Source organism: Paracoccus sp. pheM1 (assembly GCF_018499825.1).
In the GTDB taxonomy this organism is placed as follows: Bacteria; Pseudomonadota; Alphaproteobacteria; order Rhodobacterales; family Rhodobacteraceae; genus Paracoccus; species Paracoccus versutus.
On the sequence record NZ_JAGXCX010000003.1, the window covers coordinates 137777 to 164563 of the forward strand.

Consider the following 26787-nt stretch of genomic DNA (forward strand, 5'->3'; position numbering starts at 1 on the left):
GGTCGGGTTTGCTTGGCGCCGCAGCGCAAAGGCAGCTCGCTCGGGATCCCCTTGCGCAAGCAGCCGAAGCCTTGGCGCGGCAGGGATTGCTCCCGGCCCCATCGGCGCCAAGGGGCGCGATGGCCCCGACGCCATCGCCACGGGTTTCGATCTGCCGCGCCGGGGCGCGAATCAGGCCGGTATCTGCCGCAGGAGCAGGAACAGGAGCGCCGACAGAAGCGCCGCGGCAGGAACGGTGACGACCCAGGCCGCCCCGATGGTCAGCACATGCAGCCTGCGGACCAGCTTGCGGCGGCGGCGCTCGTCCGCGGGTATGTATTCCGGCCGAGGAACGGCGATGCGGGCCTGTTTCAGCCGCCGCTCGGCATCCCATTCGCGAAAGAAGCCCACGCCGAAGATCGCCCCCACCGCGATATGGGTCGAGCTGACCGGCAGCCCCAGCCAGCTTGCCAGAATGACCGTGATCGCCGCCGACAGGGCGACGCAATAGGCGCGCATCGGGTTGAGCTTGGTGATCTCGCTGCCGACCATGCGGATCAGCTTGGGGCCGAACAGGCTGAGCCCGAAGGAGATCCCGAAGGCCCCGATCAGCATGACCCACAGGGGAATGGTCACGTCGCCATTGAAATCGCCCGTCTGCACCGTCTGCACGATGGCCGCCAGCGGGCCGACGGCATTGGCGACGTCGTTGGCGCCATGGGCAAAGCTGAGCAAGGCTGCAGAGGCGACCAGCGGGATGCCGAACAGCACCTTCACCGACTTGTTGCGGTTCTCCAGCCCCTCGGACTGGCGGCGGGTGACCGGAATCATCAGCAACCAGCAGCCCAGCCCCACCATCAGGCCCAGCAGCAGCGCAGCGCCCATCGAGACCTCGACCAGCTGCTTCAGCCCCTTCATCACCAGATAGGCGGCAAAGGTGCCCGCCATGATGCCGACCAGGATGGGCACCCAGACGCGGGCCGCGGCGATCTTGTCCTCGCGATAGACGATGCGGGACTTGATGAGCCACAGGAAGCCTGCCGCCACGACCCCGCCCATCACCGGAGAGATGACCCAGCTGGCGGCGATGGCGAGCATCTGGTCCCAGCTGACCGCGCCGAAGCCGGCCCCGGCGATGCCCGCGCCCACGACCCCGCCGACCACCGCATGCGTGGTCGAGACCGGCGCCCCGATCCATGTCGCCAGATTGACCCACAGGGCCGACGCCAGCAGCGCCGCCATCATCGCCCAGATGAAGGTCGCAGGCGTGTCCAGCGCCTCGGGCGCGACGATGCCCTTGGCGATGGTCGAGACCACGTCGGCCCCGGCGATCAGCGCGCCCGCGCTTTCGAACACCGCCGCGATGACGATGGCGCCCCCCATGCTGAGCGCGTTCGCCCCCACCGCAGGACCCATGTTGTTGGCCACATCGTTGGCCCCGATGTTCAGCGCCATGTAGGCGCCAAACACGGCGGCGGTGACGACGATCAGCATCTCGCCGCTCTGCCCCAGCAGGATCGCCGCGGCGAGTCCGGCCAGGATGATGAAGACGAAGCCGATGCCCGGCGCCACCAGCGGCCGGGACACATAGGCGGCGGCCGCCTCGAGATTCGCGAAGCGGCCGAGATCGCGGTCCAGCGTTTCCAGGTGTCGGGGCTCGAGATCCTTGTCAGACATGTTCCGCCTTTCTGTTGCCGCGGGTGCTAGGAGGGAATCGGCGGCATATCAAGACGGCGCTGTCACAAGACAGTCGCACAGTTGCAACATGCCGCCTTGCCATCGGCCGCCGCCGACCGGCCCGCCGCGATCAGCGCCCGTTTCGGCGCAATGCGGCCGTGCTGCCCCAAACCCCGTTTGCCCGGACCGAAGGATCTGGAAGAGTCCCGGCGCGGCCTTCGGGGCGTCACGCAATTGCAGATTTTCGCCGGCCTAGGCGATTGTCGCCGTCGGCGGCTTGGGGCGCGCCCCGACCCAGACGATCTGGAAACAGGGCATGCCATGAAGCCAGGGGCAATGTTCGCATTCGCCGTGGCGGCGGGGCCTGGTCCGGCCGCGCCGGCGCAGGGGATCGCGTTCTTCAGCATCGGCACGGGCGGCACCCATGGCCCGACGGCGGGCTGATCGCGCATGCCATCTCGAGCCCGCCCGCCCCACGCCTGCGAGGAAGGCCATCCTTCCGGGATCGTCCTGTTCCTGCTTTCGGTCCATCTTATACGCCCGGCTTCGGCATCCCGCGCCACTTGGCATCGCGGGGGCTGCGCATGGGCGTGGCACTGTCCGCGGCGCAGGCGCGCAACCGCCACCGAACGGAGGCCCGCGTCATTCCCGACGTGCTGCCGGTGACGGACTGGCTTGTGGCCCTTAGCAGCGCGGTCGGCGCCTGCCACGGGCGGTATGGCTGCAATTCTGCGTCCGCAACCCGCTACAGGGCGTCGGTCCGCTGTTCGTGGCGGTGGCGATCTGCTTCGCCCGCACCTCGATCATCGGCAATGACGCCTGTTCGGAAATGGCCCCGCCCTTTCCTTGGCATCGGCCGGGGCCGGGCTTGCCGCCTTGCGACGCCTGCTGCCGGTCATGGTGCCATGGCGGGCATTGCAGGCTGTCGCCACGGTGTTCGATCTTGCCGACGCATCGGGCGGGCTGATGGCGACGGCCAGCATGATACCCGGTCCGCCCCGCACTTTCCCAGGCGGACGCCCGACCTGCGCCGCCGCGGTCAGCAATAGCGTTCCACGAAAGCCATCTGGTGATCGCCATAACGGTCGCCATGGGCAAATCCCGGCGGAAGGATGCGCCCGATTTCCGCAATATCCGCGGCGGCAAGGTCCGGCACCTGCCAGTCGCGAAGGTGATCCGCCGTCCGCGTGCCGGGGATCGGGACGATGTGATCCCCCTGCGCCAGAACCCATCCCAGCGCCGCGCCGGGGACCGTCCAGCCCCGCTCGGTGCAGAGAGCCCGGAACGGTGCCATCGCGGCAAGGTTGGCCGAGAAATTCGGCTCGGTGAACCGCGGGTTGGTGTCGCGGAAATCGATGCCTGCGCGGAAATTCCGTTTCAGCGGCGCGCGCCCGAACATGCCGCGCCCCAGGGGCGAAAAGGCGACGAAGGCCACGCCAAGCGCGCGGCAGGCCTGGATCAGGCCCAGCTGGGGCAGCCGCGTCCACAGGGAAAATTCGCTCTGAACCGCGGCCACGGGATGTTCGGCATGGGCGCGGCGCAGGGTCGAGGGCGCGATCTCGGACAGGCCATAGCCGCCGATCTTGCCTTCCTGCACCAGCTTCGCCATCGTCCCGGCCAGGTCCTCGACCGGGATCTCGGGCTGGCGGCGGTGGATGTAGTAAAGCTCGACATGCTCGCGCTTCAGCCGGCGCAGCGATTCTTCAAGGCATTGGCGGATATAGGGCTCGTCGTTGCGCACGGCGCGCGGCGGCCCGGTGACGATGCCGCATTTCGTGGCAAGGTGAATGTCCCGGCGCCCCCATTTGCCGAGGATCCGCTCCGACACGCCCATGCCATAGATGTTGGCCGTGTCGAAATGGCTGATGCCGGCGTCCGCCGCCGCGTCGAGGCAGGCCAGCGACGTCGCCTCGTCCGTGGCGCCGAAGATCCCGCCAAAGCTCATCGTGCCGAAGCCGATGGCGCCGACCTTGCGATTGCCGAGCCGTCTCTGTTCCATCCCTGCCTCCCCGTGCCGCGGTGCGGCAGGGAAGCGCGGCGCGATCCGTTCGTCAAGCGAAAGCGACCTGCAGGCGGCCGGGGCCGCGCCCCCCCCTGGGCGGTGCATGTTCGCCCGCGTCGGTTGCTCATCCCCGCTGCGGCAGCTTCGCGCTTCGCCACATGATGAACAGCCCCGAGAGGACGATCATGGCCGAACCGATCAGCATCGAGCCCGTAAGACGCTCTCCGAAAAGCAGGACGCCCAGGGCGACGCCAAAGATCAATCGCACGTAGCGGAAGGGCGTGACGGCAGAGACCTCGCCCGTGCGCATCGCCTTCATCAGGCAGGCATAGGCGCAGACCCCACAAAGCACCGCGCCCACCAGAAGCAGCCAGGCCCGCCTTTCGGGAAGGACGAAGGCCGCGTCCGACCAGAAGGAAACCATCACCCCGGCGACCGCCACCGCCAGAAAGCCGTAGAACCCCAGGACGTTGGTCCCCAGGGACGCAGGGGCCGCCCGGCTGGCGAGGTCTCGTCCGGCAAAGCCCAGCATGCCCGCGACCGCGAGAAGCGAGAGCATGGAGAAGCCGTCCGTTCCCGGCCTGACGATCACCAGCACGCCCCCCATGCCCAAGAGGATGGCGCTCCACCGGCGCCATCCGACCCGCTCGCCGAAGACGAGGGCGGCGGCGGCCACCACCACGACCGGCGTCGCCTGCAGGATAACGGTGGCCGCCGAAAGCGGTATCAGCGCCAGCGCGAGGACATAGAACAGCCGGCCCGCGATCTCGAACACCACCCGCAGGCGCATGGGAAAGGACAGCACCTCGGGCGTGAACAGGCTTTCGCCTGCCCATCGGGCCAGGCCGGCAAAGACCAGCGCGCCGCCCAGGCCGAAGGTGACAAGGATCTGGGCGATGGGGATGGTGGAGGAAACGCCCTTGATCATGGCGTCCTCGAGCGTGAAGCCCGCCATCGCCGCGACCATCCACAATGCGCCGGCAAGGTTGGCGGCATGGCGCCTGCGCGCGGCCAGGGTTTCTTGCGGCGGGGCCGAAACGCGTTCCATGGGTAGGCTCGTCCAATGAATGGGTAAGAAGATCCTTGCCCGAGTATCAGCCCAGGCCCTCGCATGCCACCCGCTCCGGCGCGGCGGCCGGTGTCGCCCGTCGGCGCCGGCACCGATGCGACGCGGGTGGCAAGCTACAACCCCCGGGTTTCGCTGCCGCTGGTCGGCCGCCGCATCCTGGGGCTGGAGGCCGCGGGCTATGGCACGCTTCTGGGCTGCATGGGCGCGGGCGCGGTGCTGGGCACGCTGCTGCTGAAGCGGCTGCGCCGGACGGTTCCCGCCAACCGGCTCTCGGTCTGGGCGACGCTGCTGTTTGCGCTGGCGACGCTGGCGCTGACGCTGGTGCCGAACGCCTGGATCGCAGGCGCGGTCATGGTCTTGGCGGGGCTGGCCTGGATCGGGATGCTGACCTCGCTGAACGTGGCGACGCAGACGGCCTCTCCGGGCTGGGTGAAGGCGCGGGCGCTGGCCGTCTATCTGCTGGTCTTCCGGGGCACGATGACGGGCGGCAGCGTGCTTTGGGGCACCATCGCCTCGTGGTCCGGCGTGCCGGCGGCGCTGGTGGTGGCATCGGCGGGGCTGGTCGCCTCGGTGCTGCTGGCGCGCGTCTGGCGGCTGCCGAAGGATGCGACGGCCGACCTTGCCCCCTCGGACCATTGGGCGGAACCCGTGGTCGCCGGCCCGCCTGGGGACGATCGCGGCCCGGTGCTGATCGAGATCGAATATCGCGTCGATCCGGCCCGGATGGCCGAGTTCACGGCCGCCCTGCGCCGCTTCAGCGCCACCCGCCAGCGCGACGGCGCGATCCGCTGGGACCTGTGGGAGGACGTTGCCGAACCGGGGCGGCTGGTCGAAGCCTTCGTGGTGGAAAGCTGGGTCGAGCATCAGCGCCAGCACGCCCGCGTCACCCATGCCGACCAGCTGGACCAGCAGATGCTCAACGCCTTCCATATCGGCGAGGGACCGCCGTGGGTCAGGCACCTGCTGCGGCCGCTGTGACCGCGCGCCCCAGGAACGACAACGCCAGAAAGGACCGACATGATGAACCAAGCCCTGACACCCTATGAGCCGCTTTTGCTCGGCATCCTCAGGATCGTCGCCGCGCTGGTGATCTTCAGCTACGGCACGCAGAAGATCCTTGGCTTTCCGGCCAGCCAGGCCGTGCCCCCGACCGGCTCGCTGCCCTGGATCGCGGGCCTCTTCGAACTGGTCGCGGGCTTTCCGGTCCTGGTCGGGTTCCAGGCCCGCATTGCGGCCTTCGTCCTGTCCGGGGTCATGGCCTTCGCCTATTTCCTGGCGCATGCGCCGCGGGGGTTCTATCCGGCGCAGAACGGCGGCGTTCCCGCGATCCTGTTCTGCTTCGTCTTCCTGTATCTTGCGGCGGCAGGGGCCGGCCCGGTCAGCCTCGATGCAGCCCTGCGCAAGACCTGATACCGTAAGCCTTCGCATCCCCGGACCCACGAAAGGAGCCTGACATGAGCTGGAACCCCACGCAGAACCCGGATTGCCCCGACCGCAAGGGCCTGGAATCCATCGAGACGCTGATCATTCCGCGCGCCCGCGACCTGGGCGGCTTCGAGGTGCGCCGCGCGCTTCCCGCGCCGCGCCGGCAGATGGTCGGCCCCTTCATCTTCTTCGACCAGATGGGCCCGGCCGAGTTCCTGACCGGCGGCGGCATCGACGTGCGCCCGCACCCGCATATCGGGCTGGCGACGGTGACCTATCTCTACCAGGGCGAATTCCATCATCGCGACAGCACCGGCGCCGACCAGATGGTCTATCCCGGCGAGGTCAACTGGATGATCGCCGGCAGCGGCGTCACCCATTCCGAGCGCACCAGCGAGGAGATGCGCAAGCAACCCGGCTCGCTCTTCGGCATCCAGACCTGGGTCGCGCTGCCGGAAGCCGAGGAGGACCGCGCCGCGGCCTTCGAGCATCACGGCAGGGAGGCGCTGCCCTTCCTCGATGAAGGCGGCAAGCAGGTGCGGCTGATCCTGGGCTCGGCCTGGGGCGAGCGCGCGCCGGTCAAGACCTTCACCGAGACCTTCTATGCCGATGTCGTCCTTGCCGCCGGGGCCAGCCTGCCGCTGCCCGACGATCACGAGGACCGCGGCGTCTATGTGGTCGAGGGCAGCATCCGTGTCGCCGGCCAAAGCTTCGAGGCCGGCCGGATGATGGTGTTCCGCCCCGGCGACCACATCAGCCTGAAGGCCGGCGAGGCCGGCGCCCGGCTGATGGTTCTGGGCGGCGAGACCATGAACGGGCCGCGCTACATTTCGTGGAATTTCGTCGCCTCGTCGCAGGAACGGATCGACGCCGCCAAGGAGGCGTGGGCGCAGGGCGACTGGGAACACGGCCGCTTCCGCCTGCCGCCGGGGGACGAGAGCGAGTTCATCCCCCTGCCCGACCAGCTGCGGTGAAGGAACGCATGTCCGACGCGGCAGCGGGACGGACCGTGCCGCCCTGATCCTTGGGCAAGATCCGCCCCCTTGCTCCATGGCCCGGCTGGCGCCGGATACCCCCACCACGACATGAGCATGTCCGGCCTCACGTCGCGGCCTTCAGGCTCACCCGTTCCTCGAGCTTTCCCGCCGCTTCCTTGCGCTCGCTGTAGCGGTCGGTCAGGAAGGCCGACAGGTCGCGGGTCAGCAGGGTGAACTTCACCAGCTCCTCCATCACGTCGACGATGCGGTCGTAATAGCTCGACGGCCGCATGCGCCCGGCCTCGTCGAATTCCTGCCATGCCCTGGCGACGGAGGACTGGTTCGGGATCGTCAGCATCCGCATCCAGCGGCCGAGCACGCGCATCTGATTCACCGCGTTGAAGCTCTGCGAGCCGCCCGAGACCTGCATCACCGCCAGCGTGCGGCCCTGCGTCGGCCGGATCGCCCCCATCGACAGCGGAATCCAGTCGATCTGCGCCTTCATCACCCCGGTCATCGCGCCGTGGCGTTCCGGGCTGGTCCAGACCTGGCCCTCGGACCACAGACAGGCGTCGCGCAGTTCCTGGACCTTGGGATGCGACGGTTCGGCATCCTCGGGCAGCGGCAGGCCGTTGGCGTGGAACACCCGCGTCTCGCAGCCGAAATGCCGCAGCAGGCGTTCGGCCTCCAGCGTGGCGAAGCGGCTGCAGGAGCGTTCGCGCAGCGAGCCGTAGAGCAGCAGGATGCCCGGCGGATGCGTCGCGCGGGGGATGTCCGGGATCGGCCCGCTGGTCGAGGTGCCGGTGCTGATCCTGCTGGTCAACGCCGCCCTGTGGCTGGGCAGGCGCTGGTTCCCCGAACTTGCCGCGAAGGAGGCCCGCGCATGATCCCCGACCTGCCGAACCTGTCGCCCGACTGCCGGCGCGCGCCCGCGATCCCAGCCATCCCCCCGAACGAAGCCCAGGTCCGCTGCGCGCAGGACCGCGTCCATTCGTCGGCGAAGGCAGCCCGACAGGCGGCGTGGTCTTCCGTCCCATCGCGACCAGCGCATCCAGCAGCGTCGGCTGGTCGGCATGGCGACGGTGCCCTGCCTTGCTGTCAGCCCGCTATACTCGGACCTTGCAGGCCTTCCGTCCGACATCCTTGGGAGAGGACAGTCGATAGGCCGTGTAGTGACCCGGATCATCCATCCTGACGGATATTGCCCCATCCGCCAGGTCGGGCGGGTCGCAAAGAGCGTGCTGATCAGGCGGCCGCCGCGAATCCAGCCACCGCTGCAGCGGTTCGGACAGGGCAAGCGGCAGGCCGTCGCGGGACAGATACGGATCCCCGTCGAAACCTTGGGGCCATCGGCGGGAGACCTGGGGGTCTCGACCGCGCTCGGCCCGTGATCGCCATCCGTATCCCGCCCCAGATCGGCCAGGATCAGCAGGGTGCTGGGCGCGTCATAGGCCCAGCTGACCTCGGCCACCCAGGGCGTCCCCGGTCATCGAGGCGCAGGGTCAGGGACGCATCCACGAAGCCATGCGGATGCGCGGCAGCCGCGGCGGGCACACAGCCGGAAAGTCCGGCGATCAGGCGGGGCAGCCCCACGGCCCTTTTGCGCGGGCGAATGGCAAGGCAATTCGCCCGCGCGGGAGGGCGCTTTCACCCCCGGCCGTCTGCGCGGCGGCGGGCGGCGGGAAGCCCCATATCCGCGGCGCGTCCCGCATCAGCATCCGCGCCTCGATCAGGTCGAGGCGCCGGCAGACGGCCTCGGCATTGCCCGCGGTCTCGCCCAGAAGCTTCTGCCACAGGCGCAGGGCGGAAGCCGGGCTCCAGGGCAGCGCCGCCTGCACCAGCCAGCGGCGCAGCTCGGGCGGCAGGCGGTCGTATTGCTTGATCGGGCATGGCCTGCGGCGACGGCGCAGCGAGGTGGCAAGATTGCCGCGCATCAATGCAGCCTCTGCGCCGCGGCCGGGTCCACGGCCGGATCGAGCGCCAGGAACAGCCGCACCTGCCCGGTTCCGGCGATGGGCGGGGAACGGTGCAGCAGCCGCGTGACCTCCATGCCGGGCCACAGCCCGCCGCGCAGGATCGCGGCCTCGCCCGCGCGCATCTCGCCGGCCGGCGCGACCTGGCCACTGGCATCCTCCAGCCCGAATTGCGTCCCCGGCCCCCGATAGGTGCAAACCAACCGCGCGGGCATCTGGTCGATATGGAATCGGCGACAGGCATCCGTCGTCACCGCCTCGAAGCGGATATGCATCAGCGGGTTGCGCACGACCTGGGCAAAGACCAGCGCCAGCGCCCCGATATCGCTGGCCAGCAGGTCTCGCATCGTCCCGGCGGGCAGGCCGGAGCAGTCGCAGGCGGCGTGGATGCAGTTCTCGACCGCGCGGAAATCCACCAGGGCGCGCAGGGCCGGCAGTTGGCCGACCGGAATGCCCTCGATCCATTCGGCGAAAGCGGGAGAGAGACGGCGCCGCCAGATCGCGGCGCCCACCCCCGGCTGCGCCACCTGCTGCAGCACCAGCCCGCTGTCGGATTCGCGGATTTCCCGCGCCTCGGCGGCATCGGGGCCTGGTGCTTGCGGGATTGCGGTATCGGTCTTGGTCATGCGGCTGCTTCTCCTCTGGTCCGCTTCTGAGGGGGCATCCCAGCCCCCGCCCTTGCCACGCTCAGGCCACGCGACGCTGGCCCCATTGCGGAAAGGGATCGGGAAGCCTCGCCCAGGCTTCGGGCGTGAAGTCCCAGGCCTCGACCAGGGCATCGTCCAGGGCCTGGGTGATCGCCGCAGGGTCCATGCCCGCGCCGATGAAGACCAGCTCCTGCCGGCGGTCGCCCCAGGGTTCCTGCCAGTTCCTCGCCACCTCGGCGAGGCTGTCGGGATGCGTCGGCCAGCGTTCGCGCGGCACCGAGGCCCACCAGCCACCCAGAGGCGTAACCGAAGAGACGACGCCGGCCAGGCTGAACTCCACCGCCCAGTTCGGGCGGCTCGCGATCCAGAAATGCCCCTTGGCGCGGATCACGCCGGGCAGGTCGCCGTTGAAAAGGTCGTGGATCCTGCGCGGGTGAAACGGCCGCCGCGCGCGATAGACGAAGGAAGAAATGCCGTATTCTTCAGTCTCTGGCACATGATCCTCGAAACCGTAAAGCTCTTTCGCCCACATCGGATGCAGATGCGCGCGGTCGAAATCGAACAGGCCGGTGTCGAAGATCGCATCGGCATCGACACGGCCGAAATCCGTCTCGATGAGCGTCGCGTCCGGGTTCAGCGCCCGCACGATCTTGCGCGCCCGGTCCAGCCGCTCGGGTCCCGCGTCCGTCGCCTTGTTCAGCACGATCACGTCGGCGAATTCGATCTGGTCGGTCAGCAGGTTGACCAGCGTCCGCTCATCCGCGTCGCCCAGGCTTTCGCCGCGTTCGGCTATGAAATCGTCGCTGGCGAAGTCGTTGGTCAGGTTGATCGCATCGACGACCGTGACCATGGTGTCCAGCCGCGCGACATCCGACAGGCTGTCGCCGTTCTCGTCCCGGAAATCGAAGGTCGCAGCGACGGGCAGAGGCTCGGCGATGCCGGTGCCCTCGATCAGCAGATAATCGAAGCGGCCCTCCTCGGCCAGCTTGCGCACCCCTTGCAGCAGGTCGTCGCGCAAGGTGCAGCAGATGCAGCCATTGGTCATCTCGACCAGCTTTTCCTCGGCCCGGTTCAGTTCGGCGCCGTCGCGCACCAGGTCGGCGTCGATGTTCACCTCGGACATGTCGTTGACGATGACCGCGACGCGGCGACCCTCGCGATTGTTCAGGACGTGGTTCAGAAGCGTGGTCTTTCCCGCACCCAGAAAGCCGGACAGGACGGTGACGGGCAGGCGTTTGTCGCGCGTTTGCTGGCTGGTCGGCATGGCATCCTCGTAAATGTAATGTTATTACGTTGCTCAAATAACCAGAATCGCCGGGGCCTGCAATGCCGTTCTTTTCCACCCGGCCCAGCGTTGGACAGGTCGAGGAAGGCAGCCGTCTGGCCTCGAAATCGGCGCCGACGGGCTGATCCCGGCCGTCACAAATGCCGCGACGCCCGAGGCCCATGCGCCCAGCCTGATGACCGTCGGATAGCCGGGCGCTGGCTCTAAAAACCCGCGCATGCCTCGCCCAATTCATCATGAGAATCTGCATGACTAATATCTTTCAAGATACTGATAAACATTGACTATCCATTCGTATTGGATGCGGCATCCTGCATGCAACCGGGCGGATCGCGGCGCTGGAAGACGACCCCTCTTCCATGCCCAGAAGTTTCCATCGCGCGAGGCCGCAGGCAAGCGCCCCGCCGGTTGACCCGCTTTCATTCAGGGCAACACCATGCCGCGGGATCCGGTCACGATCCTGAACGGTTTTCTCGGGGCCGGAAAGGCTACGCTCATGCAGAGCCTGCTGGTGCAGGCCCGCAGCATGCCGGGCGTCCGGCCAGGCGTCATCGTCAACGCGATGAGCAAACTCGACGTCGATGGCGCAATCCTCGACACCAGCAATGCGATCTCGCGCCGCGACCCGCGCTTTGCCGCCATTCCGGCCGGCAGCATCAGCGGCGCGCAGGGGCTGGAGCAGTTCGTCCGCGCCGTGGACCGGATGATCGCCCAGGGGAACGCCACCCATGTGCTGATCGAGACCTCGGGCAGCAGCCATCCTTGGCCGCTTCTCGAGGCGATCCGCGCGCATCCCGCCCTGCGGCTGCACGGCTTCCTGTCGGTGGTGGACACGGCGACGCTGGCGCAGGACCACGACCTGGGCCGCGCCATCCTGCCCGCCGCCTCGCGCCAACTGGCCGGGGGCCGGCGCGGGATCGAGAACCCGCTGGCCGAGCAGATCATGTTCGCCAGCCGCATCCTGCTGAGCGAGATGGACCGGGTGTCCGGCGAGACGCTGCGCACTGTCGCGCAGGCGATCCATCCGCTCAACCCCTTCGCCGACATCATGGGGATGCAATGGGGCAATGTCCGGCTGGCCGATGTGCTGGCCCTGCCGCCCTATGACCATGCGCGCGTCGCCGCCCTGGGGGCGGAACTGACCGACTGGGACCGCAGCCGCGGCACCGCCTCGATGTCCGGGGCCGAGGATTATCGCATCGACAGCATCGTGATCGCGGACCCCCGCCCCTTTCACCCGCAAAGGCTGTGGCAGGTCTATAACCACGCCCTCGGCACCGGCATCCACCGCAGCAAGGGCTTCTTCTGGCTGCCGACGCGCGACCGGCTGCAACTGCTGTGGAACCAGACGGCGGGCAGCATCGGGCTGGAGATCGTCAACTACTGGAAAATCGCCGCGCTTGAGGACAACAGCCTGAACCTGCTGCCCGAGGAACGCGACGAGATGCGCCGGCGCCTTGCAGGCCTGTCGCCCGAATTCGGCGACCGGCGCTGCCGGCTGACCGTGATCAGCGACCGCGACGAGCTTGCGGCGTTCGCCGATGCGGTGAGGGATTGCTTCTGCACCCCTGAGGAGATCGCGGCCTGGAAGGCGGGCGAGCCCTTCGACGACCCCTGGCCGGCAAGCACAGTGAGATTGTCGCAGCGGTAAGCCGCCCGGCCCGGCATTGCACCTATCGGGCCGTCAGCGTCGTCCTGAAGCGGTCGCGATAGTCGCGCGGCGTCAGCGAAAAGCGGCGCAGGAAGGCCTTGCGCAATTGCTCGTCCGAGGTGAAGCCGCAGCGGAAGGCAATGGCCTTCAACGGCAGGTCGCCGTCCAGAAGCAGCGCCTTGGCCCGCTCGCAGCGCGCGCTCTCCAGATAGCTGGCGGGAGTCGTGCCCAGTTCGGCGGCGAACAGGCGGGTGAAGTTGCGCGGGCTCATCCCGGCGCGGGCGGCCATGTCGGGGATGCGCAGGGGCCGGTCCAGGTTGGCCAGCAGCCACGCCTGGATGTCGCGCATTCCCGGCGGGCCGCGCATCTGGCTGGTCAGGGCGGCGCTGAACTGCGACTGCCCGCCCGGCCGCTTCAGATAGATCACCAGGTCGCGCGCCACCGCCAGCGCCAGATCGCGGCCGAAATCCTGCTCGACAAAGGCCAGCGCCAGGTCGATCGCCGCCGTCACCCCGGCCGAGGTCCACAGGCTGCCGTCCTGCACGAAGATCGCGTCGGCATCCACGCGAACCTTGGGAAAGCGCCGCTGCAGCAACTCGGCCACGCTCCAATGCGTCGCCGCCCGCCGCCCGTCCAGAACCCCCGCCGCGGCCAGGAAGAACGACCCCGAGCAGAGCGCCGCGAAGCGTTCCGCCTCGAAGGCCCGCCTGCGGCACCACTCCACCAGCCCGGCTTCCCGCGCCAGCGCCGCCTGGATGTCGAGCGCACCGGCGACCATGACCGTGGTCAGCGGGCCTTCCGGTAGCGGCCCCGCCTCCAGCGAGATCAGCGTGTCCGAGGGCACCATGCCGGGCTGGCGCGCGGCCAGCACGATGTCATAGCGGCGCGGATCGCCCCGCGCGGCCAGGTGGCGGTTGGCATAGCTGAGCACATTGACCGGACCAACCGCCTCCATCGACTTGAAGCCGGGATAGATCACGACATGCACCCGATGGCTTGCCCTGCCGGCGGCCTGCCCTTGCGATGCTGTCATCGGCTGCTGTCCTGCCCTTGGCGCGAAGATCGGGAACCCTGTCCGAAATCGACCGCCCCGGCCGGTTCCAGGCACGTTGATTATGTAATAACATCACGTAACCGAATGCAAGCCGAGGAGTATCTCCATGAAAACCCGCGCCGCCATCGCCTGGGAACCGAACCGCCCGCTGGAGATCGAGGAAATCGACCTCGAGGGCCCGAAGGACGGCGAGGTCCTGGTCCGCATCGTCACCACCAGCCTGTGCCATACCGACATATTCACCCTGTCGGGCCGCGACCCCGAGGGGTTGTTCCCCGCCATCCTCGGCCATGAGGGCGTCGGGATCATCGAAGAGATCGGCCGCGGCGTCACCTCGGTCAAGCCGGGCGATCATGTCATCCCGCTCTACATCCCCGAGGATCCGGACTGCCTCTATATCAGGTCGGGCAAGACCAACCTGTGCCAGACAATCCGCGAGACGCAGGGCCGCGGCGTCATGCCCGACGGCACCTCGCGCTTTTCCTACAAGGGCAAGATGATCCATCACTACATGGGCACCAGCACCTTCAGCGAATATACGGTGCTGCCCGAGATCTCGGTGGCCAGGATATCGACCGAGGCGCCGCTCGCCAAGGCCAGCGTCATGGGCTGCGCCATCCCGACCGGCATGGGCGCGGTCAGGAACACCGCCAAGGTCCAGCCCGGCGCGACCGTCGCGGTCTTCGGCCTGGGCGCGGTCGGCATGGCGGTGATCCAGGGGGCGAAGATGGTCGGCGCCGGCCGGATCATCGGCATCGACACCAACCCGAACAAGTTCCCGCTGGCCCGCGGCCTTGGCGCGACCGAGTGCATCAATCCCGCGGATTTCCAGCAGCCGATCCAGCAGGTCGTCATCGACATGACCAACGGCGGGGTGGATTATTCCTTCGAATGCATCGGCAACGTGAACGTCATGCGCTCGGCGCTGGAATGCTGCCACAAGGGCTGGGGCGAATGCACGGTGATCGGCGTTGCCGGCGCGGGCGAGGAAATCGCCACCCGTCCGTTCCAACTGGTGACGGGCCGGGTCTGGCGCGGCTCGGCCTTTGGCGGGGTGCGCGGGCGCAGCCAGTTGCCCGGCATGGTGGACGAATGGCTGCATGGCGATTTCGACGTCGATCCCTATATCACCCACAACATGACGCATGAGCAGATCAACACCGCCTTCGACCTACTGCATGCTGGCGAGTCGATCCGCTCGGTCATCCATTTCCGCCCCGACGAGACGATGCGGGTCAACAGCCTGCCCGGCAAGATCGTCCCGGCATGAGCCGATGAGACAATCCCCGGACATCCTGCATGTCCGGGGGTCGGAGCATAGCCTCTGCAATGGACTGCGCCGAAGCCGGCCAAATCGGGAACATCATCGCCCGATGCCGCATCGATCCTTTTGGTGGTTCCCGCCATGCCGGGACCACCTCGACACGCGGCAGCGACGGGCGGAGCTTCACCTAGGGGTGCGGAACCATGCCGTTCAGATAGAGCGACAGGGCATATGCCGTCGCTCGGGCCTCGACTGCCAGCCGCTCCCGTCCCTCGTTTTCATCCATGAAATGGGTTCCGAGGCCGCGTGTCGTGCATCCTCCAACGAGCGCAAGGGCAAGAACGGCGTTGGCAATTCGCTTTGGCGCTCTCTTCTTCGATGGAATGTTTCTGCCACTACGGCAGGTATCGCCGGATACCGAAGCCGACCCCTGGGGAAGGCATCCCGGCTGGTCCGGTCGGGTAGCCGCGCCGGGATCGGATCAGAAGGACGCCTGGACCAGGCGAAACGCCGTTGCGAAGGCGAAGATCGCCACCAGGCCGCCGAAGGCGACCTCGACCAGGCCGGCGAGGACCGAGGCCCGACCCAAGGCCGGCAGCGAGAGATGCACCCCGCGACGCAATCCAACCGCGATGGCCGCGGCAAGGCCCGTCACCATCATGGTGCCGATCCCCATGGCATAGGCCCCGGCGATCCCGACCGCGTCCAGGCCGAACCGCCAGGTCAGGATCAGCAGGAACAGCGCCCCGGTGCAGGGCCGCAGGGCCACTCCGGCGACCAGCGCCGCGGCTTCGCGCCAGGACCGGATTGCCCGAACCTCCTGGACATCGGGGACATGGACATGGCCGCAGCCGCAGGTTTCGGAATGCGCGTGGCCATGCCGGTGCCGGCCGGCGGCCAGCCTGCGGAAGCCGCGCCAGCACAGGATCACCCCCAGCAGGGCGATGGCCGCGGCCGAGAACGGCTCGAGACTGGCGGAAGCGCCCTCGACGCGATCGCGCGCGCCGCCGAAGATCCAGACGCCCGCATAGACCACGGCCACCGCGACCGTCGCCTGCGCAAGGCTGGTTATCGCGGCCAGGCCGACCATGCGTCTCATCGGCACGTCCGTCGCGACCCCGTAGGCGCCGATCAGCGCCTTGCCATGACCCGGCCCCAGCGCATGCAGGAAGCCATAGGCGAAGCAGATGCCCAGGAATGCCGTGACCGCCCCGGCCTCGCCGCCCCGCAGGGCGCGCAAGGCCCGCGCCAGCGCGTTCTGGTAGTCGCGCTGCCAGCCCAGGGCCATGCGGGCGACGCGGTCGTCCAGCCCGGTCCAGAGAACCAGCCCGGCCGCCACCACCAGCGCAAGCAGCGCGACCAGGATCACCTTACGCATTCCAGCCTCACCTCGTCGGCGAAATCGCCGCCCACGTCGGGGTATTTGCCCTGGTCCATGATCTCGTCATTGCTGAGCTTCGCCAGCTCGTCGCCATATTTGCGCTGCGCCGCGGCGATGTCGGCCTTTTCTATCTCGACCCGGCATCCGTCCCTGCCCCGGATTTCCGGCGTCCCGACCAGCTCGTAGAAGGTATAATAGGTCGGATCGTAGACCTGCACGACAATCCGCCCGTCCTCGGGCCCGATCCGGTCCAGAAGCGGGCGGATATGGCTCACGACCAGCCGGCCGTCGCGATGGCGGACCTCGATCTCCATCGGCCCGGACAGCGCGGCCGGCTTGCCGTCATGGGTCACGTAAAGGTCGCCGGCGAAATCCTCGGGCCAGTCGCTGAACATGGCGGTCAGGCGGGCGATATCGTCATCGGTCAGCACGCCGTTGCCGTCAGCGTCCAGCTCCATGTCCTCGACGATCAGCATCGAGGAAAGCTCGTCGAAGACCCAGGTCACGCTGACCGCGCCCATCCTGCCCTCGCCGTCGAAGCGAAAGGTCAGGCCGGTGTCGATGAAGACATGCGGATGCGCCTCGGCCCTTGCAAGGACAAGGGCCGACAGCAGGGACAGCAAGGCAAGCCGCAAACAGCGCATGGCGGCAGGCTTTAGGCCGCGGGCGCCGTTTCGACAAATCACAAAACTGGCGCGTCGGCATGTCCTTGCCGGCATCCCGCCGGCTTTCCGGCCTCAGCCGCCGTTTTCTGACGCCGGGACGCGCGACGGCCTCTCTTGCCCTTCTCTTTTCGTAATGTAATAACATCACGAAAACTCGAGTCTGTTATGCAGCGACGCCCGGAGCCGCCTGAAATGAACCCCCGCACGGCCGATGCCTGTATCACCTTCGAGGATCTGACGGTCGGCTATGGCAGCCACGCCGCCGTCCATCACCTGACCGGCCAGGTGCCGCGCGGCGCGCTGCTGGCCGTGGTCGGGCCGAACGGGTCGGGCAAGTCGACGCTGGTCAAATGCATCACCGGCCTGCTGGCGCCGATGAGCGGCACTTGCCGGGTCGCCGCAGATGCCAGCCTTGCCTACCTGCCGCAACAATCCGAACTGGACCGCAGTTTTCCGGCGCGGGTGGTGGACCTGGTCGCGCTTGGCCTGTGGCACAAGCGCGGCCTTCTGGGTCGGCACCGGGCCGAGGATCGCCGTGCCGTCGCGGATGCATTGCGCGCCGTGGGGCTGGACGGGTTCGGGCGGCGTCCCATCGACAGCCTGTCGGGCGGGCAGTTGCAGCGCGCTTTGTTCGCCCGGCTGCTGGTGCAAGATGCCGATCTGATCCTGCTCGACGAGCCCTTCAACGCCATCGACGAAAAGACCATCCGCGACCTGATCGGCCTGATCCTGCATTGGCATGGCGAAGGCCGTACCGTGGTCGTGGTCGTCCATGACCTCGACCTGGTGCAGGCGCATTTCCCGCAGGCGCTGCTGCTTGCCCGCCGCCCCATCGCCTGGGGGCCAAGCGCCGAGGTGGTGACGCCCGAGAACATGCAGCGCGCCCGGCAGTTCCAGGAAGCCTGGGACGACGACGCCCCCTGGTGCGAGCCGTCCCCCGCCCCGGCCAGAGACGTGGCGTGATGGTCGACTGGGTCGTGGCGCCTTTCCTCGAATTCGCCTTCATGCAGCGCGCGCTGGCGGGGGCGCTGCTGCTGTCGCTGTCGGCCTGCCCGGTCGGCGTCTTCCTGATGCTGCGCCGGATGAGCCTGACCGGCGACGCCATGTCCCACGCCATCCTGCCGGGTGCTGCGGCGGGCTTCCTGCTTTGCGGGCTGGAGATCGTGCCGATGACCATCGGCGGGCTGATCGCCGGGGCCATCGTGGCGCTTGGCGCCGGCGCCGTGGCACGGCTGACGGTGCAGAGGGAGGATGCCTCGATGGCGGCCTTCTACCTGGTTTCGCTGGCCATCGGGGTCGTCATGGTCTCGCTGCGCGGCTCCAGCGTCGATCTGATGCATGTGCTGTTCGGCACGGTGCTGGCGCTGAACGACGATGCGCTGTGGCTGATCGGGCTGGTCGCCGCCGTCACGCTGGCGACCACGGTGCTGCTGTGGCGGGCGCTGGTGGCGGAATGCCTCGACCCGCTGTATCTGCGTTCGGTCTCGGGCCTGGGGGGCGTGGTGCATTTCGTCTTCCTGGGGCTGGTGGTGCTGAACCTGGTCGCCGGGTTCCAGGCGCTCGGCACGCTGCTGTCGGTCGGGCTGATGATCCTGCCCGGCGCTGCGGCGCGGTTCTGGGTGAACGATGCCGTCGCGATGTGCGCCGCCTCGGTCGGGATCGGCATCGTCTCATCGCTGGGCGGGCTCCTGCTGTCCTATCACGCCAGCCTGCCCTCGGGTCCGGCGATCATCCTCTCGGCCGGGGTGGTCTATCTCGTCTCGCTTCTGGCCGGGCCGCGCGGCGTGCTGCGGCCCGCCCTGCCCCGCCGCCACCGGACGGCCTGACGCCATGAAAGGATATCCCATGAGAGATTGGCTTCGCCGCATTGCCGCCTGTTCGGCCATTGCGTTTTCATCCCTTGCGGCTGCACAGGCGGAACCGCTGGACGTGGTCGCCACCTTCTCGATCATCGGCGATTTCGCGGCAGAGGTCGGCGGCGACCGGATCAGGCTGAAGGTGCTGGTCGGCCCGGATTCCGACACGCATGTCCATGAGCCTCGCCCGGCCGACGCGATCGCGCTGGCCGGCGCCGATGTGGTGCTGACCAACGGGCTGGAGTTCGAGGGCTTCCTTGCCCGCCTGATCGCCGCCAGCGGGACAGACGCCGCCATCGCCACCCTGACCGACGGGGTCGAGACGATGGAGGAGCCGGGCGGCGGCCATTACCACTATATCGACGGCAAGGCGGTCTTCCATGCCGGCGCGCATGATCCCCATGCCTGGCAATCGGTGCCGAATGCCAAGGTCTATGTGCAGAACATCGCCGCAGCCTTCTGCGTGGCCGATGCCGAAGGCTGCGCCGCCTATCAGGCGAATGCGGCCCGCTATGCCGGCGAACTGGACGCTCTCGATACCGAGATCCGCAGTGCCGTCGCCGCCCTGCCCGAGGACCGCCGCACCGTGGTGGTCGCCCACAACGCCTTCCGCTATTTCGAGGCCGCCTATGGCGTGCATTTCCTGTCGCCGCAGGGCGTCTCGACCGAATCCGAGGCCGCTGCGGCCGATGTCGCGGGGCTGATCCGCGCGATCCGCGACCGCAACGCCGCAGCCATCTTCGCCGAGAACATCAGCGACACGAGGCTGCTGGAGCAGATCGCGCGCGAGGCCGGACTGCCGCTGGCAGGCACGCTCTATTCCGACGCGCTGTCCGGCCCGGACGGCCCGGCGCCCGACTACATCGCGATGATGCGCCACAATGCCGGCGCCATCGCCGCGGCGCTGGCCGCCCGCTGACCAGATTTCCGCCGGGACCAGCCATTGCCCCGTCCCGGAGCCTTCACCCCGATCCACCATCCAAGGAGACCTTCCATGTTCAGACATCTCGCGGGCGCCAGCGCCCTGGCGCTGATCCTGGCCGGTGCGGCTTTCGCGCAGGACCATGACCACGATCACGGCCATGAGGACGTCACGCTTTACCGCGTCTTCGTCGGCGACCATGAAAAGGGCCAGGTCACGGCGTTCGACCTGTCCGAACCCGATCATCGCTGGACCTTCCCGACCACCGGCCAGGTCAAGCTGTTCCCGGTGGCGGGCGGCGCGGTGGTGGCCGCGGTGCAGTCCGATGCCGACACGGTGCAGTTCATCCGCAGCGGCATCGCGTTCCACGACCACGGCGACCACCGCGACATCGAGGTGGCCGATCCCGCGGCCATCGACGCCAGCCTGACCGGGCCGCGCCCGTTCCACCTGGTCGAGCACGACGGCAAGGTGGTGCTGAACTACGACCAGGGCGGCTATGCCGAGATCCTGGAGGGCGGCGCGCTGGCCGAGGGCAAGGTCGAGCCGGTCAAGTTCCCGCAGGCCCGCGCCCATCACGGCTTCGTCGCGCCCTTGGGCGACAGCTGGCTCTCCACCGTCGCCTCGGACGAGAAGGTCGAGGGCGACGCCTCGGTGCCGCGCCTGGGCCTGCAGGCCTTCGACGCCGAGGGCAAGCCGGCAGGCGACCTGGCCAGTTGCACCGCGATCCATGGCGAGGCCTTCTCGGGTGCCTATCTGGCCGCCGGCTGCAAGGAAGGCGTGCTGACCGTCAAGGCCGGCGCGAACGGCCCGGAATACAGGCTGCTGCCCTATCCGGCCGACCTGCCGCAGGGCGGGACCACCGGCACGCTGCTGGGCGCGACCGGCATCCAGGTCTTCCTGGGCAATTACGGCCCCGACGGGCTGGCGGTCATCGACCCGGTGGACGAGCCGCATTACCGCTACATCAAGCTGCCTTTCCGCCGGGTGGATTTCGCGCTCGACCCGGCCAGGCCCTCGACCGGCTACGTGCTGACCGAGGACGGCAGCCTGCACCGCATCGACCTGCTGAAGGCCGAGATCGCGGCCAGCGCCAAGGTGACGGAGCCCTATTCGATGGACGGGCATTGGAACGACCCGCGCCCGCGCCTCGCCCTGGCCGGGGATGAAATCGTCGTCACCGATCCCAACGCCGGCCTGGTGCGCCGCATCGCGACCGAGAGCCTCGAAGAACTCGGGACGGTCGAGGTCGAGGGCAAGCCCTACAACATCGCCGTGACCGGCGGCAGCGGCGTGACGCATTGAACGGGACGCAAGGCAGATGCCAAAAGGGGGCGGTTTTCCGCCCCCTTCTTTAATTCGGGCAGGACGTATCAGCCGATCCGGCCGCCGCCCTGTTTCGTGATCGCCACCACCGCCGGGCGCACCGGCATGGCGTCGCGGAAATCCGGCCAGCGGGTGGACAGGTCCTCGTAATAGGACGGGCGGCCGTGGCCCTCCCAATCCTCGCCGCCGTCGCCCGGATGCTGAACCGCCACGAAGAAGGTGGCCAGGTCCGGCGTCGGACAGGGGCCGCACATCTCGGCCCCCACGGGCACGCGATGGAACAGCGGCGAGATGCAGCGCCTCCTGCCCTCGGCATCCACCGGCGCGGCGACGGGCGGCTTTGCCGGAAGATGCCGGTCAATGCCCCGCGCCCGGACGCCGCCGCCCGAGGACAGCGGCATGGCTTTGCCCCGTTTGCCCAGCCGGCGCACCGGCGCAAGGGCCGATGGCGAACAGCCCGACTCTGCCCTAGAAATCCACCGAAGCGGAAAGCTGGAAGGTTCGCGACGCGCCAAGCGCCACCACATTGCTTGCATGGCGCCCGCCCAGTAGCTCTGGTCGAAGAGGTTCTTCACCCCGCCGTTCACCGAGACCTTCCTGCCGCCCAGGACCGTCTCATAGCGCATGCCCAGATCGACCCGCGTCCAGTCCGGGATCCTGATGGCATTGGCGTTGTCGACATATTGCGACGAGGTGTGGATCAGCCGCCCGCTGAGCGTCAGCCCCTGCACCCAGGGGGTATCCCATTCCAGGCCAAGGTTGACCGCCAGGGGCGCGGCGCCGGGCGCATGGTTTCCGTCATGGGCGCCGTCCTGCGTCCTGGTCAGGCGGGCCTGCGTATAGCTCACCCCTCCAAGCGCGCGGAGTTCCGGCGCGATCTCGCCCATGATGGCCCATTCGATGCCGCGATTGCGCTGCTCGCCGTTCTCGCGCAGCGTGGGCAGCGGCGCCGTCGCGTAATCGACCAGGGTGCCCGGCTTTTCGACCTGGAACAGGCTGACGGTGTTGATGAAGCCGCCGGTCTCCAGCTTGGCGCCGATCTCGACCTGGCGGGTCTTGTAGGGGGCAAAGACCTGCCCGGCGTTCTGGTAGGCGGCATCGACGATGGTGCCGGGCGACAGGCCCTCGATATAGTTGCCGTAGAAGGACAGATGTTCGCTGGGCTTGACCACCAGCCCGACCATCGGCGTCCAGGCGCTGGAATCGTAGCTGCTGGCGACAAGGCCGGTGGCGGTGTCGTAGCTGTCGGACCGGACCTTCTGGTGGCGGATGCCCAGCGTCAGCAGCGCGCGGTCGTCGAACAGGGACATGGTATCGACGAATGCCAGGCTGGTCATCGTCGATTCGGCGGTCTTCAGCGGCGCGCCTGCGGGGTCCGGCCAGATGGTGATCGGCAGCGGATCGTAGATGTTGGTCGGGTTGCGGGCAAAGGTGACGCTGGATGCCAGCTCGCGATTCTGCCGCGCGGCGCTGACGGCAAAGCGATGCTCGACCCCGCCGGTAGAGAATGCGCCGCGCACCCCGACCTCGGCCGAGCTGCCATCCGATTCATAGGGCCAGTCGGTCACGTTGACGGCGGTGTCGCCGTTCTGGGCCAGCGCGATGGCGATGCCGCCGAAGAAGCCGCTTTGCCGGAAACGCTGCACCCCCAGCTTGGAATAGGCGGTGACGCCGTCGGCAATGTCCAGTTCGGCCTGCAGGACGGCGCCCTGGGTGGTGTAGTCCGACCGGATCCCCGGATAGATGTTGGTGCTGCCGGAGGGCGCGGCGGGCATCTCGGTCAGGCCGGCCGCCGGAGAGGCGTAGAAGGCGATCCCGCCCTCGGTCTTTTCCTGCAGGTGATAGGCGTCGAGCGAAGCGCGGAAGCGCTCTCCCCGATAGTCGAGACCGACTGCGCCCACCGGAACCTTGCGCGACTGGCCGTCGATGAAGGTTTCGCCGCTGCGATAGCTGCCGTTGATGCGCAGGCCCCATTGCCTTTGCGCGCCAAAGCGCCGGCCCACATCCACATGCGCGCGCAGGGACGAATCCGAATCGAGCCCCATGGTCAGCCGCGCAAGGGGTTGGTCCCCCGCGCGTTTCATGACCAGGTTGATGCCGCCGCCGACCTGGCCCGACGGGGTGATCCCGCTTAGCAGCGCATTCGGGCCCTTCAGGACTTCGACGCGCTCGACGAATTCGACCGGAAGGCTGCCCGACAGCGGGGCAAGGCCATAGAGCCCGTTGATCGCCGCCTCGCCCACGTTCATGTCGAAGCCGCGGATCTTCACGTTCTCGGCCGAGCCATAGGCCGGGATGGCGCGACGCACCGAGGGTTCGTTGTCCAGCACGTCGGCGACCGTCGCGGCCTGCTGGTCCTGGATCAGCTTGCTGGTATAGCTGGTCTGGTTGAACGGCGTGTCCATCACGCCGGTATTGCCAAGGATGCCAAGCGCGCCGCCCGAGGCGACCTGCCCGCCCGCATAGGCCGGCGGAACGTCCCAGCTTCCCATGCCCTCGCCCTGGATGACGACGGTGTCCAGCAGGATCGAGCCGGGCTCGGCCGCCGCCGGTGCCGCGGGTGTTTGCGCCAGGATGCTGACCGTCCGGGGATTGTTGAACCGATAGCCAAGCCCGGTGCCCGCCAGAAGCCGGGCCAGCGCGGCCTCGGCGGTCATGCTGCCGCTGACGCCGGGGCTGCGGCGGCCGGCGACCACGCGCTCGTCGAAGAAGATCTGCAAGCCGCTGGCCTGGCCGAAGCGGACCAGCGCCGCAGAAAGCGGCTGGGCGGGGATGGCGAAGCTGCCTGTCCCGGCCGTTTCCTGCGCCGCCGCCGCCGGCGCCGTCAGCGGTATGGCTAGCGCCGTCGATGCCAGCAGCATCGCGGTGGCGATCCCCAGCCGAAATCCCGGCATCCCCTTGCGTGTCCGTTCCATCCTTGTCCCTCTTGCATGTGCCATGACCGGCTTTCTTCGGCCCTCGCATGGCAGACACCTGGGAACGGAAAGGTCATTAAGGCGGCGGTGAAAAAAAATCATCCGCCGCGGATGAGGGTGATCCCGCCGGGCAGGTTGACCATGCGCAGGTCCAGGGTCTGGACGATGGTTTCCAGCGCCGCATCCGGCGCGTTCGTGTCGAAGATCGCCGTGACCGGGACCGCCGCCACCCCGCTGCCCCAGGCCGAGATGCTGCCGCCGCGCCAGCGCGCGATCTCGGCCAGCACCTCGCCCAGGGGGGTGTTGCGAAAGATCATCCGCCCCTGCCGCCAGGCGCCGATGCTGTCCGGCTCCGCCTGCACCGGCGGCGCGATGTAGTCGCGGCCATAGCTGGATTGCCAGCCCTGGCCCAGTTCGACCGCAGGCAGGCCCGGCAGCTTCAGCGAAACCGCGTGCTCCGCCACCGCGACGTCGACGCGGCCGCCCTGCAGGCAGACGTTGAACCGCGTTCCCAATGCCGCCACCTCTCCGCCCAGGGCCCGGACCGCGAAGGGCCGCGGGTCGGGCGCCACGGCAAAGAACCCCTCGCCCCGCAGCAGCCGGACCAGCCGCCGCTCGGGCCCCAGGTCGACCGAGAGAGCCGAGCGGCTGCCGAGATTAACCAGCGAGCCATCCGCAAGCGCGATGTCGCGCACCTCTCCGGCATCGGTGACGTGATCGGCCCGGAACCAGGGACGCGAGACATGCCAGCCGCCGGCGCCGGCGAAGGCAAGGCCCGCCAGCCCGCCGATCAGGCGGCGGCGGCTGATGGCCCGGTCGCGGCGGCGCAGGGTGTCGAACTCGGCCTTGACCGGCTCCATCCCGGCCCAGAGCGCATTTGCCTCGTCCCAGGCGGCACGGTTCCTGGCCGAGGCCGCCAGCCACGCCTGGAACCGGCGCTCCAGGTCGGGCGGCGCGCGGTCGTCGTTCAGCCGCACCAGCCATTCCAGCGCCTTGCGCAGCTCGGGGGGGTCCTCGTCCTTCAGCATGCACGGATCCTGAAACGCGTTCCTGCCTCTATGGCACCCCGGCGTCGCTGGCGCATCATCCTTGCCGGAAAAAGTCGCGGCCGAGTTCGCGGCGCAGGTCGGCAAGGGCGTTCACGATCTGCACCATGACGGTATTGCGCGAAATGCCAAGCCGCGCGGCGATCTCGTCATAGGTCAGCTCTCCGAACCGATGCAGCACGAAGATCTCGCGCCGCCGCGGCGGCAGCGCCAGGATCGCCTGCATGACACGGCGCAGGCTTTCGCGGCAGACCAGCACCATCTCGGCCGAGGGCGTGTCCGAGGTGATGGTTTCGACACCGCCGGGCGGGGCATCCACGACGACCCCCTGGCGTTCATGGCGCATGTGGTTCAGCGCCAGATTGCGCGCGACGCGGGCCAGCCAGGCGTCCTGCGCGATCACATGGCCTTGGGGCGTGTTCAGCAGCCGCAGGAAGGCGTCATGCACGACATCCTCGGCCGTCGCCCGCTGCCCGGTCACGCGCAGCACCAGGCGTTGCAGCCGGCCCCGCTGGCCAAGATAGAGCTTGTCGAAAGAGAAGGTCGGTTCCATCGTCGCGCGGCACCACAAAGGTTTCGGGGTGGCTGTGCTGGACGGCTTGCTGCATTCCTCCTACCCCGCGCCCGGCCATGACGCAACGGCCAGGCCGCGCGGGGCCTTGCGATGGCAAGCTCGTCCCGCCAGCCACGCAGGCCGCATACCGCCGGCCTGGTGATGCCTGCGGTTTCGCCATCCATGCCGGATCATGATCGGTCTTTGCCGCAGAGGTTTCGGGAATGACGAAGGCCATGTCCGGGCCTCACGCGTATCGCTTGGCCCCGGCGACGCAGAGGACGACGATGACGGCGGATGCGATCATGGTCCAGGCGATGGGCTCGCCCAGCAGGATCGCCGCCAGCAGGAAGCCGAAGAAGGGCTGCAGAAGCTGCAACTGCCCGACCCCGGCAATGCCGCCAAGCGCGAGGCCGCGATACCAGAAGATGAAGCCGACCATCATGCTGAAGACCGAGACATAGCCAAGCCCGAGCCAGGCGGGCATGGTGATCAGGGACCATGCAGGCGGCAAGGTGAACAGGCTGATCGCCGCCATGGCCGGCAGGGACAGCAGCAAGGCCCAGGAGATGACCTGCCAGCCGCCGAGCCGGCCCGACAGCGCGGCGCCCTCGGCATAGCCCAGCCCGCAGGCCAGGATCGCGGCGATCATCAGCAGGTCGCCGGCCAGCGTGCCGCCGTCGCCGCCATGGAGGGCGAAGCCGGCAACCGCAGCCGCGCCGGCCACCGCGAAGACCCAGAAGGCCGGCGCGGGCCGCTCGCCCCCGCGCAGCACGCCGAAGATGGCGGTCGCCAGCGGCAGCAGCCCGACGAAGACGATGGAATGCGCCGCGGTGATATGCTGCAGCGCCAGCGCGGTTAGCAGCGGAAAGCCCAGCACGACGCCGAAGGCGACCAGCGCCAGGGACAGCAGGTCGCGGCGCTCGGGCCGGGGCTGGCGCAGCGCCAACAGGCAAGCCGCCCCCAGCAGCGCGGCGATCACCGCGCGGGCCGAGGTCAGGAACATCGGCGAGAAATCCGCCACGGCGACGCGGGTGGCCGGCAGCGACCCGCTGAAGATGATGACGCCCAGAAGGCCGCTGCCCCAACCTGCCGTTCCGCGTTCCATATGCGTCCTCGC

Annotated in this window: 22 protein-coding genes and 2 pseudogenes; 9 read left to right on the forward strand and 15 right to left on the reverse strand. The window is 68.5% G+C overall.

Translation table 11 applies throughout. The annotated features are described in order from the left end of the window. Positions 1–171: 171 nt before the first annotated feature. The 3 genes from KF941_RS23500 to KF941_RS23510 all read right to left on the reverse strand — a co-directional run bounded on the left by KF941_RS23500 (position 172) and on the right by KF941_RS23510 (position 4706). Entirely contained in the window at positions 172–1656 is a 1485-nt protein-coding gene (locus KF941_RS23500; protein ID WP_036755585.1) for an inorganic phosphate transporter, read from the reverse strand. Positions 1657–2695: 1039 nt separating this feature from the next. Beyond that, positions 2696–3655, reverse strand: a complete 960-nt coding sequence (locus KF941_RS23505) for an aldo/keto reductase (protein ID WP_214274719.1) — start codon at positions 3653–3655, stop codon at positions 2696–2698. Between the two features lie 127 nt (positions 3656–3782). After that, entirely contained in the window at positions 3783–4706 is a 924-nt protein-coding gene (locus KF941_RS23510; RefSeq protein WP_052095902.1) for a DMT family transporter, read from the reverse strand. A gap of 63 nt (positions 4707–4769) precedes the next feature. Between KF941_RS23510 and KF941_RS23515 the strand changes: the two genes are divergently transcribed. The 3 genes from KF941_RS23515 to KF941_RS23525 are packed head-to-tail and all read left to right on the forward strand — an operon-like array spanning position 4770 to position 7126. Next, positions 4770–5705 (forward strand): MFS transporter, encoded by a 936-nt coding sequence (locus tag KF941_RS23515; protein WP_240540602.1) that lies wholly within the window; start codon positions 4770–4772, stop codon positions 5703–5705. A 39-nt stretch (positions 5706–5744) separates the two neighbouring features. Next, the gene (locus KF941_RS23520; RefSeq protein WP_214274720.1) at positions 5745–6137 is read left to right on the forward strand and encodes a DoxX family protein; all 393 of its coding nucleotides are present in this window, start codon (positions 5745–5747) and stop codon (positions 6135–6137) included. Positions 6138–6181: 44 nt separating this feature from the next. Further along, positions 6182–7126, forward strand: a complete 945-nt coding sequence (locus tag KF941_RS23525) for a pirin family protein (protein WP_214274721.1) — start codon at positions 6182–6184, stop codon at positions 7124–7126. 127 nt (positions 7127–7253) lie between these two features. Here the strand turns inward: KF941_RS23525 and arsH are convergent, their stop codons facing one another. The 4 genes from arsH to KF941_RS23550 all read right to left on the reverse strand — a co-directional run bounded on the left by arsH (position 7254) and on the right by KF941_RS23550 (position 11013). Continuing rightward, positions 7254–7910 (reverse strand): arsenical resistance protein ArsH, encoded by a 657-nt coding sequence (gene arsH, locus KF941_RS23530; protein WP_346429035.1) that lies wholly within the window; start codon positions 7908–7910, stop codon positions 7254–7256. 793 nt (positions 7911–8703) lie between these two features. Then, positions 8704–9063: a DUF6525 family protein gene (locus KF941_RS23540; RefSeq protein WP_240540603.1), complete on the reverse strand. Its 360-nt coding sequence runs from the start codon at positions 9061–9063 to the stop codon at positions 8704–8706. Then, positions 9063–9728: a DUF1826 domain-containing protein gene (locus KF941_RS23545; protein WP_214274724.1), complete on the reverse strand. Its 666-nt coding sequence runs from the start codon at positions 9726–9728 to the stop codon at positions 9063–9065. Before KF941_RS23545 ends, KF941_RS23540 begins: the two co-directional genes overlap by 1 nt. Positions 9729–9789: 61 nt before the next feature. After that, positions 9790–11013, reverse strand: a complete 1224-nt coding sequence (locus tag KF941_RS23550) for a GTP-binding protein (protein WP_036755570.1) — start codon at positions 11011–11013, stop codon at positions 9790–9792. Positions 11014–11470: 457 nt separating this feature from the next. Between KF941_RS23550 and KF941_RS23555 the strand changes: the two genes are divergently transcribed. After that, positions 11471–12685, forward strand: coding sequence for a GTP-binding protein (locus tag KF941_RS23555; RefSeq protein WP_214274725.1), 1215 nt, complete (start codon positions 11471–11473; stop codon positions 12683–12685). A gap of 22 nt (positions 12686–12707) precedes the next feature. Here the strand turns inward: KF941_RS23555 and KF941_RS23560 are convergent, their stop codons facing one another. Beyond that, positions 12708–13718 carry a GlxA family transcriptional regulator gene (locus tag KF941_RS23560; RefSeq protein ID WP_214274726.1) on the reverse strand — a complete coding sequence of 337 codons (1011 nt, stop codon included), beginning with the start codon at positions 13716–13718 and terminating at the stop codon, positions 12708–12710. Between the two features lie 127 nt (positions 13719–13845). On the opposite strand from KF941_RS23560, the gene KF941_RS23565 reads away from it, so the two are divergent. Further along, on the forward strand, positions 13846–15009 hold the full coding sequence (locus KF941_RS23565; RefSeq protein WP_214274727.1) for an S-(hydroxymethyl)glutathione dehydrogenase/class III alcohol dehydrogenase: 1164 nt from the start codon (positions 13846–13848) through the stop codon (positions 15007–15009). A gap of 475 nt (positions 15010–15484) precedes the next feature. Here the strand turns inward: KF941_RS23565 and KF941_RS23570 are convergent, their stop codons facing one another. Together KF941_RS23570 and KF941_RS23575 are read right to left on the reverse strand one after the other, a co-directional pair. After that, positions 15485–16381 (reverse strand): high frequency lysogenization protein HflD, encoded by an 897-nt coding sequence (locus tag KF941_RS23570; protein ID WP_214274728.1) that lies wholly within the window; start codon positions 16379–16381, stop codon positions 15485–15487. Further along, the gene (locus KF941_RS23575) at positions 16369–17028 is read right to left on the reverse strand and encodes a DUF1007 family protein (RefSeq protein WP_214274729.1); all 660 of its coding nucleotides are present in this window, start codon (positions 17026–17028) and stop codon (positions 16369–16371) included. Before KF941_RS23575 ends, KF941_RS23570 begins: the two co-directional genes overlap by 13 nt. Positions 17029–17241: 213 nt before the next feature. Here KF941_RS23575 and aztA point away from each other — a divergent pair, with 213 nt between their 5' ends. The 4 genes from aztA (at position 17242) to KF941_RS23595 (ending at position 21132) form a co-directional block, all read left to right on the forward strand. Continuing rightward, positions 17242–18012 carry a zinc ABC transporter ATP-binding protein AztA gene (gene aztA / locus KF941_RS23580; protein ID WP_214274730.1) on the forward strand — a complete coding sequence of 257 codons (771 nt, stop codon included), beginning with the start codon at positions 17242–17244 and terminating at the stop codon, positions 18010–18012. Beyond that, positions 18012–18875 (forward strand): zinc ABC transporter permease AztB, encoded by an 864-nt coding sequence (aztB, locus tag KF941_RS23585; protein WP_214275228.1) that lies wholly within the window; start codon positions 18012–18014, stop codon positions 18873–18875. The genes aztA and aztB overlap by 1 nt, the downstream gene beginning before the upstream one ends. A 19-nt stretch (positions 18876–18894) precedes the next feature. After that, a complete protein-coding gene (aztC, locus tag KF941_RS23590; protein WP_214274731.1) occupies positions 18895–19824 on the forward strand; it encodes a zinc ABC transporter substrate-binding protein AztC in 930 nt (309 codons plus the stop codon). Positions 19825–19899: 75 nt separating this feature from the next. Continuing rightward, positions 19900–21132, forward strand: coding sequence for a metallochaperone AztD (locus KF941_RS23595; protein WP_214274732.1), 1233 nt, complete (start codon positions 19900–19902; stop codon positions 21130–21132). 68 nt (positions 21133–21200) lie between these two features. Here KF941_RS23595 and KF941_RS28590 read toward each other — a convergent pair. The 5 genes and pseudogenes from KF941_RS28590 to KF941_RS23615 form a co-directional block, all read right to left on the reverse strand. Continuing rightward, positions 21201–21473: pseudogene (locus KF941_RS28590) on the reverse strand (alkaline phosphatase PhoX); the annotation flags it as partial. 234 nt (positions 21474–21707) lie between these two features. After that, positions 21708–24170 (reverse strand): annotated as a pseudogene (locus KF941_RS23600) (TonB-dependent receptor); the annotation flags it as partial. Further along, on the reverse strand, positions 24167–25096 hold the full coding sequence (locus KF941_RS23605; RefSeq protein WP_214274734.1) for a FecR domain-containing protein: 930 nt from the start codon (positions 25094–25096) through the stop codon (positions 24167–24169). The pseudogene KF941_RS23600 and the gene KF941_RS23605, both read right to left, overlap by 4 nt. 55 nt (positions 25097–25151) lie before the next feature. Next, positions 25152–25667 carry an RNA polymerase sigma factor gene (locus KF941_RS23610; protein ID WP_214274735.1) on the reverse strand — a complete coding sequence of 172 codons (516 nt, stop codon included), beginning with the start codon at positions 25665–25667 and terminating at the stop codon, positions 25152–25154. 247 nt (positions 25668–25914) lie between these two features. Beyond that, positions 25915–26775 (reverse strand): DMT family transporter, encoded by an 861-nt coding sequence (locus tag KF941_RS23615; RefSeq protein WP_214274736.1) that lies wholly within the window; start codon positions 26773–26775, stop codon positions 25915–25917. Positions 26776–26787 lie beyond the last annotated feature (12 nt).

Coding starts and splice junctions, on each gene's coding strand:
- KF941_RS23500 (WP_036755585.1), bottom strand. CDS start 1,656: ATGTCTGACAAGGATCTCGAGCCCCGACACCTGGAAACGCTGGACCGC.
- KF941_RS23505 (WP_214274719.1), bottom strand. CDS start 3,655: ATGGAACAGAGACGGCTCGGCAATCGCAAGGTCGGCGCCATCGGCTTC.
- KF941_RS23510 (WP_052095902.1), bottom strand. CDS start 4,706: ATGGAACGCGTTTCGGCCCCGCCGCAAGAAACCCTGGCCGCGCGCAGG.
- KF941_RS23515 (WP_240540602.1), top strand. CDS start 4,770: ATGCCACCCGCTCCGGCGCGGCGGCCGGTGTCGCCCGTCGGCGCCGGC.
- KF941_RS23520 (WP_214274720.1), top strand. CDS start 5,745: ATGATGAACCAAGCCCTGACACCCTATGAGCCGCTTTTGCTCGGCATC.
- KF941_RS23525 (WP_214274721.1), top strand. CDS start 6,182: ATGAGCTGGAACCCCACGCAGAACCCGGATTGCCCCGACCGCAAGGGC.
- KF941_RS23540 (WP_240540603.1), bottom strand. CDS start 9,063: ATGCGCGGCAATCTTGCCACCTCGCTGCGCCGTCGCCGCAGGCCATGC.
- KF941_RS23545 (WP_214274724.1), bottom strand. CDS start 9,728: ATGACCAAGACCGATACCGCAATCCCGCAAGCACCAGGCCCCGATGCC.
- KF941_RS23550 (WP_036755570.1), bottom strand. CDS start 11,013: ATGCCGACCAGCCAGCAAACGCGCGACAAACGCCTGCCCGTCACCGTC.
- KF941_RS23555 (WP_214274725.1), top strand. CDS start 11,471: ATGCCGCGGGATCCGGTCACGATCCTGAACGGTTTTCTCGGGGCCGGA.
- KF941_RS23560 (WP_214274726.1), bottom strand. CDS start 13,718: ATGACAGCATCGCAAGGGCAGGCCGCCGGCAGGGCAAGCCATCGGGTG.
- KF941_RS23565 (WP_214274727.1), top strand. CDS start 13,846: ATGAAAACCCGCGCCGCCATCGCCTGGGAACCGAACCGCCCGCTGGAG.
- KF941_RS23570 (WP_214274728.1), bottom strand. CDS start 16,381: ATGCGTAAGGTGATCCTGGTCGCGCTGCTTGCGCTGGTGGTGGCGGCC.
- KF941_RS23575 (WP_214274729.1), bottom strand. CDS start 17,028: ATGCGCTGTTTGCGGCTTGCCTTGCTGTCCCTGCTGTCGGCCCTTGTC.
- aztA (WP_214274730.1), top strand. CDS start 17,242: ATGAACCCCCGCACGGCCGATGCCTGTATCACCTTCGAGGATCTGACG.
- aztB (WP_214275228.1), top strand. CDS start 18,012: ATGGTCGACTGGGTCGTGGCGCCTTTCCTCGAATTCGCCTTCATGCAG.
- aztC (WP_214274731.1), top strand. CDS start 18,895: ATGAGAGATTGGCTTCGCCGCATTGCCGCCTGTTCGGCCATTGCGTTT.
- KF941_RS23595 (WP_214274732.1), top strand. CDS start 19,900: ATGTTCAGACATCTCGCGGGCGCCAGCGCCCTGGCGCTGATCCTGGCC.
- KF941_RS23605 (WP_214274734.1), bottom strand. CDS start 25,096: ATGCTGAAGGACGAGGACCCCCCCGAGCTGCGCAAGGCGCTGGAATGG.
- KF941_RS23610 (WP_214274735.1), bottom strand. CDS start 25,667: ATGGAACCGACCTTCTCTTTCGACAAGCTCTATCTTGGCCAGCGGGGC.
- KF941_RS23615 (WP_214274736.1), bottom strand. CDS start 26,775: ATGGAACGCGGAACGGCAGGTTGGGGCAGCGGCCTTCTGGGCGTCATC.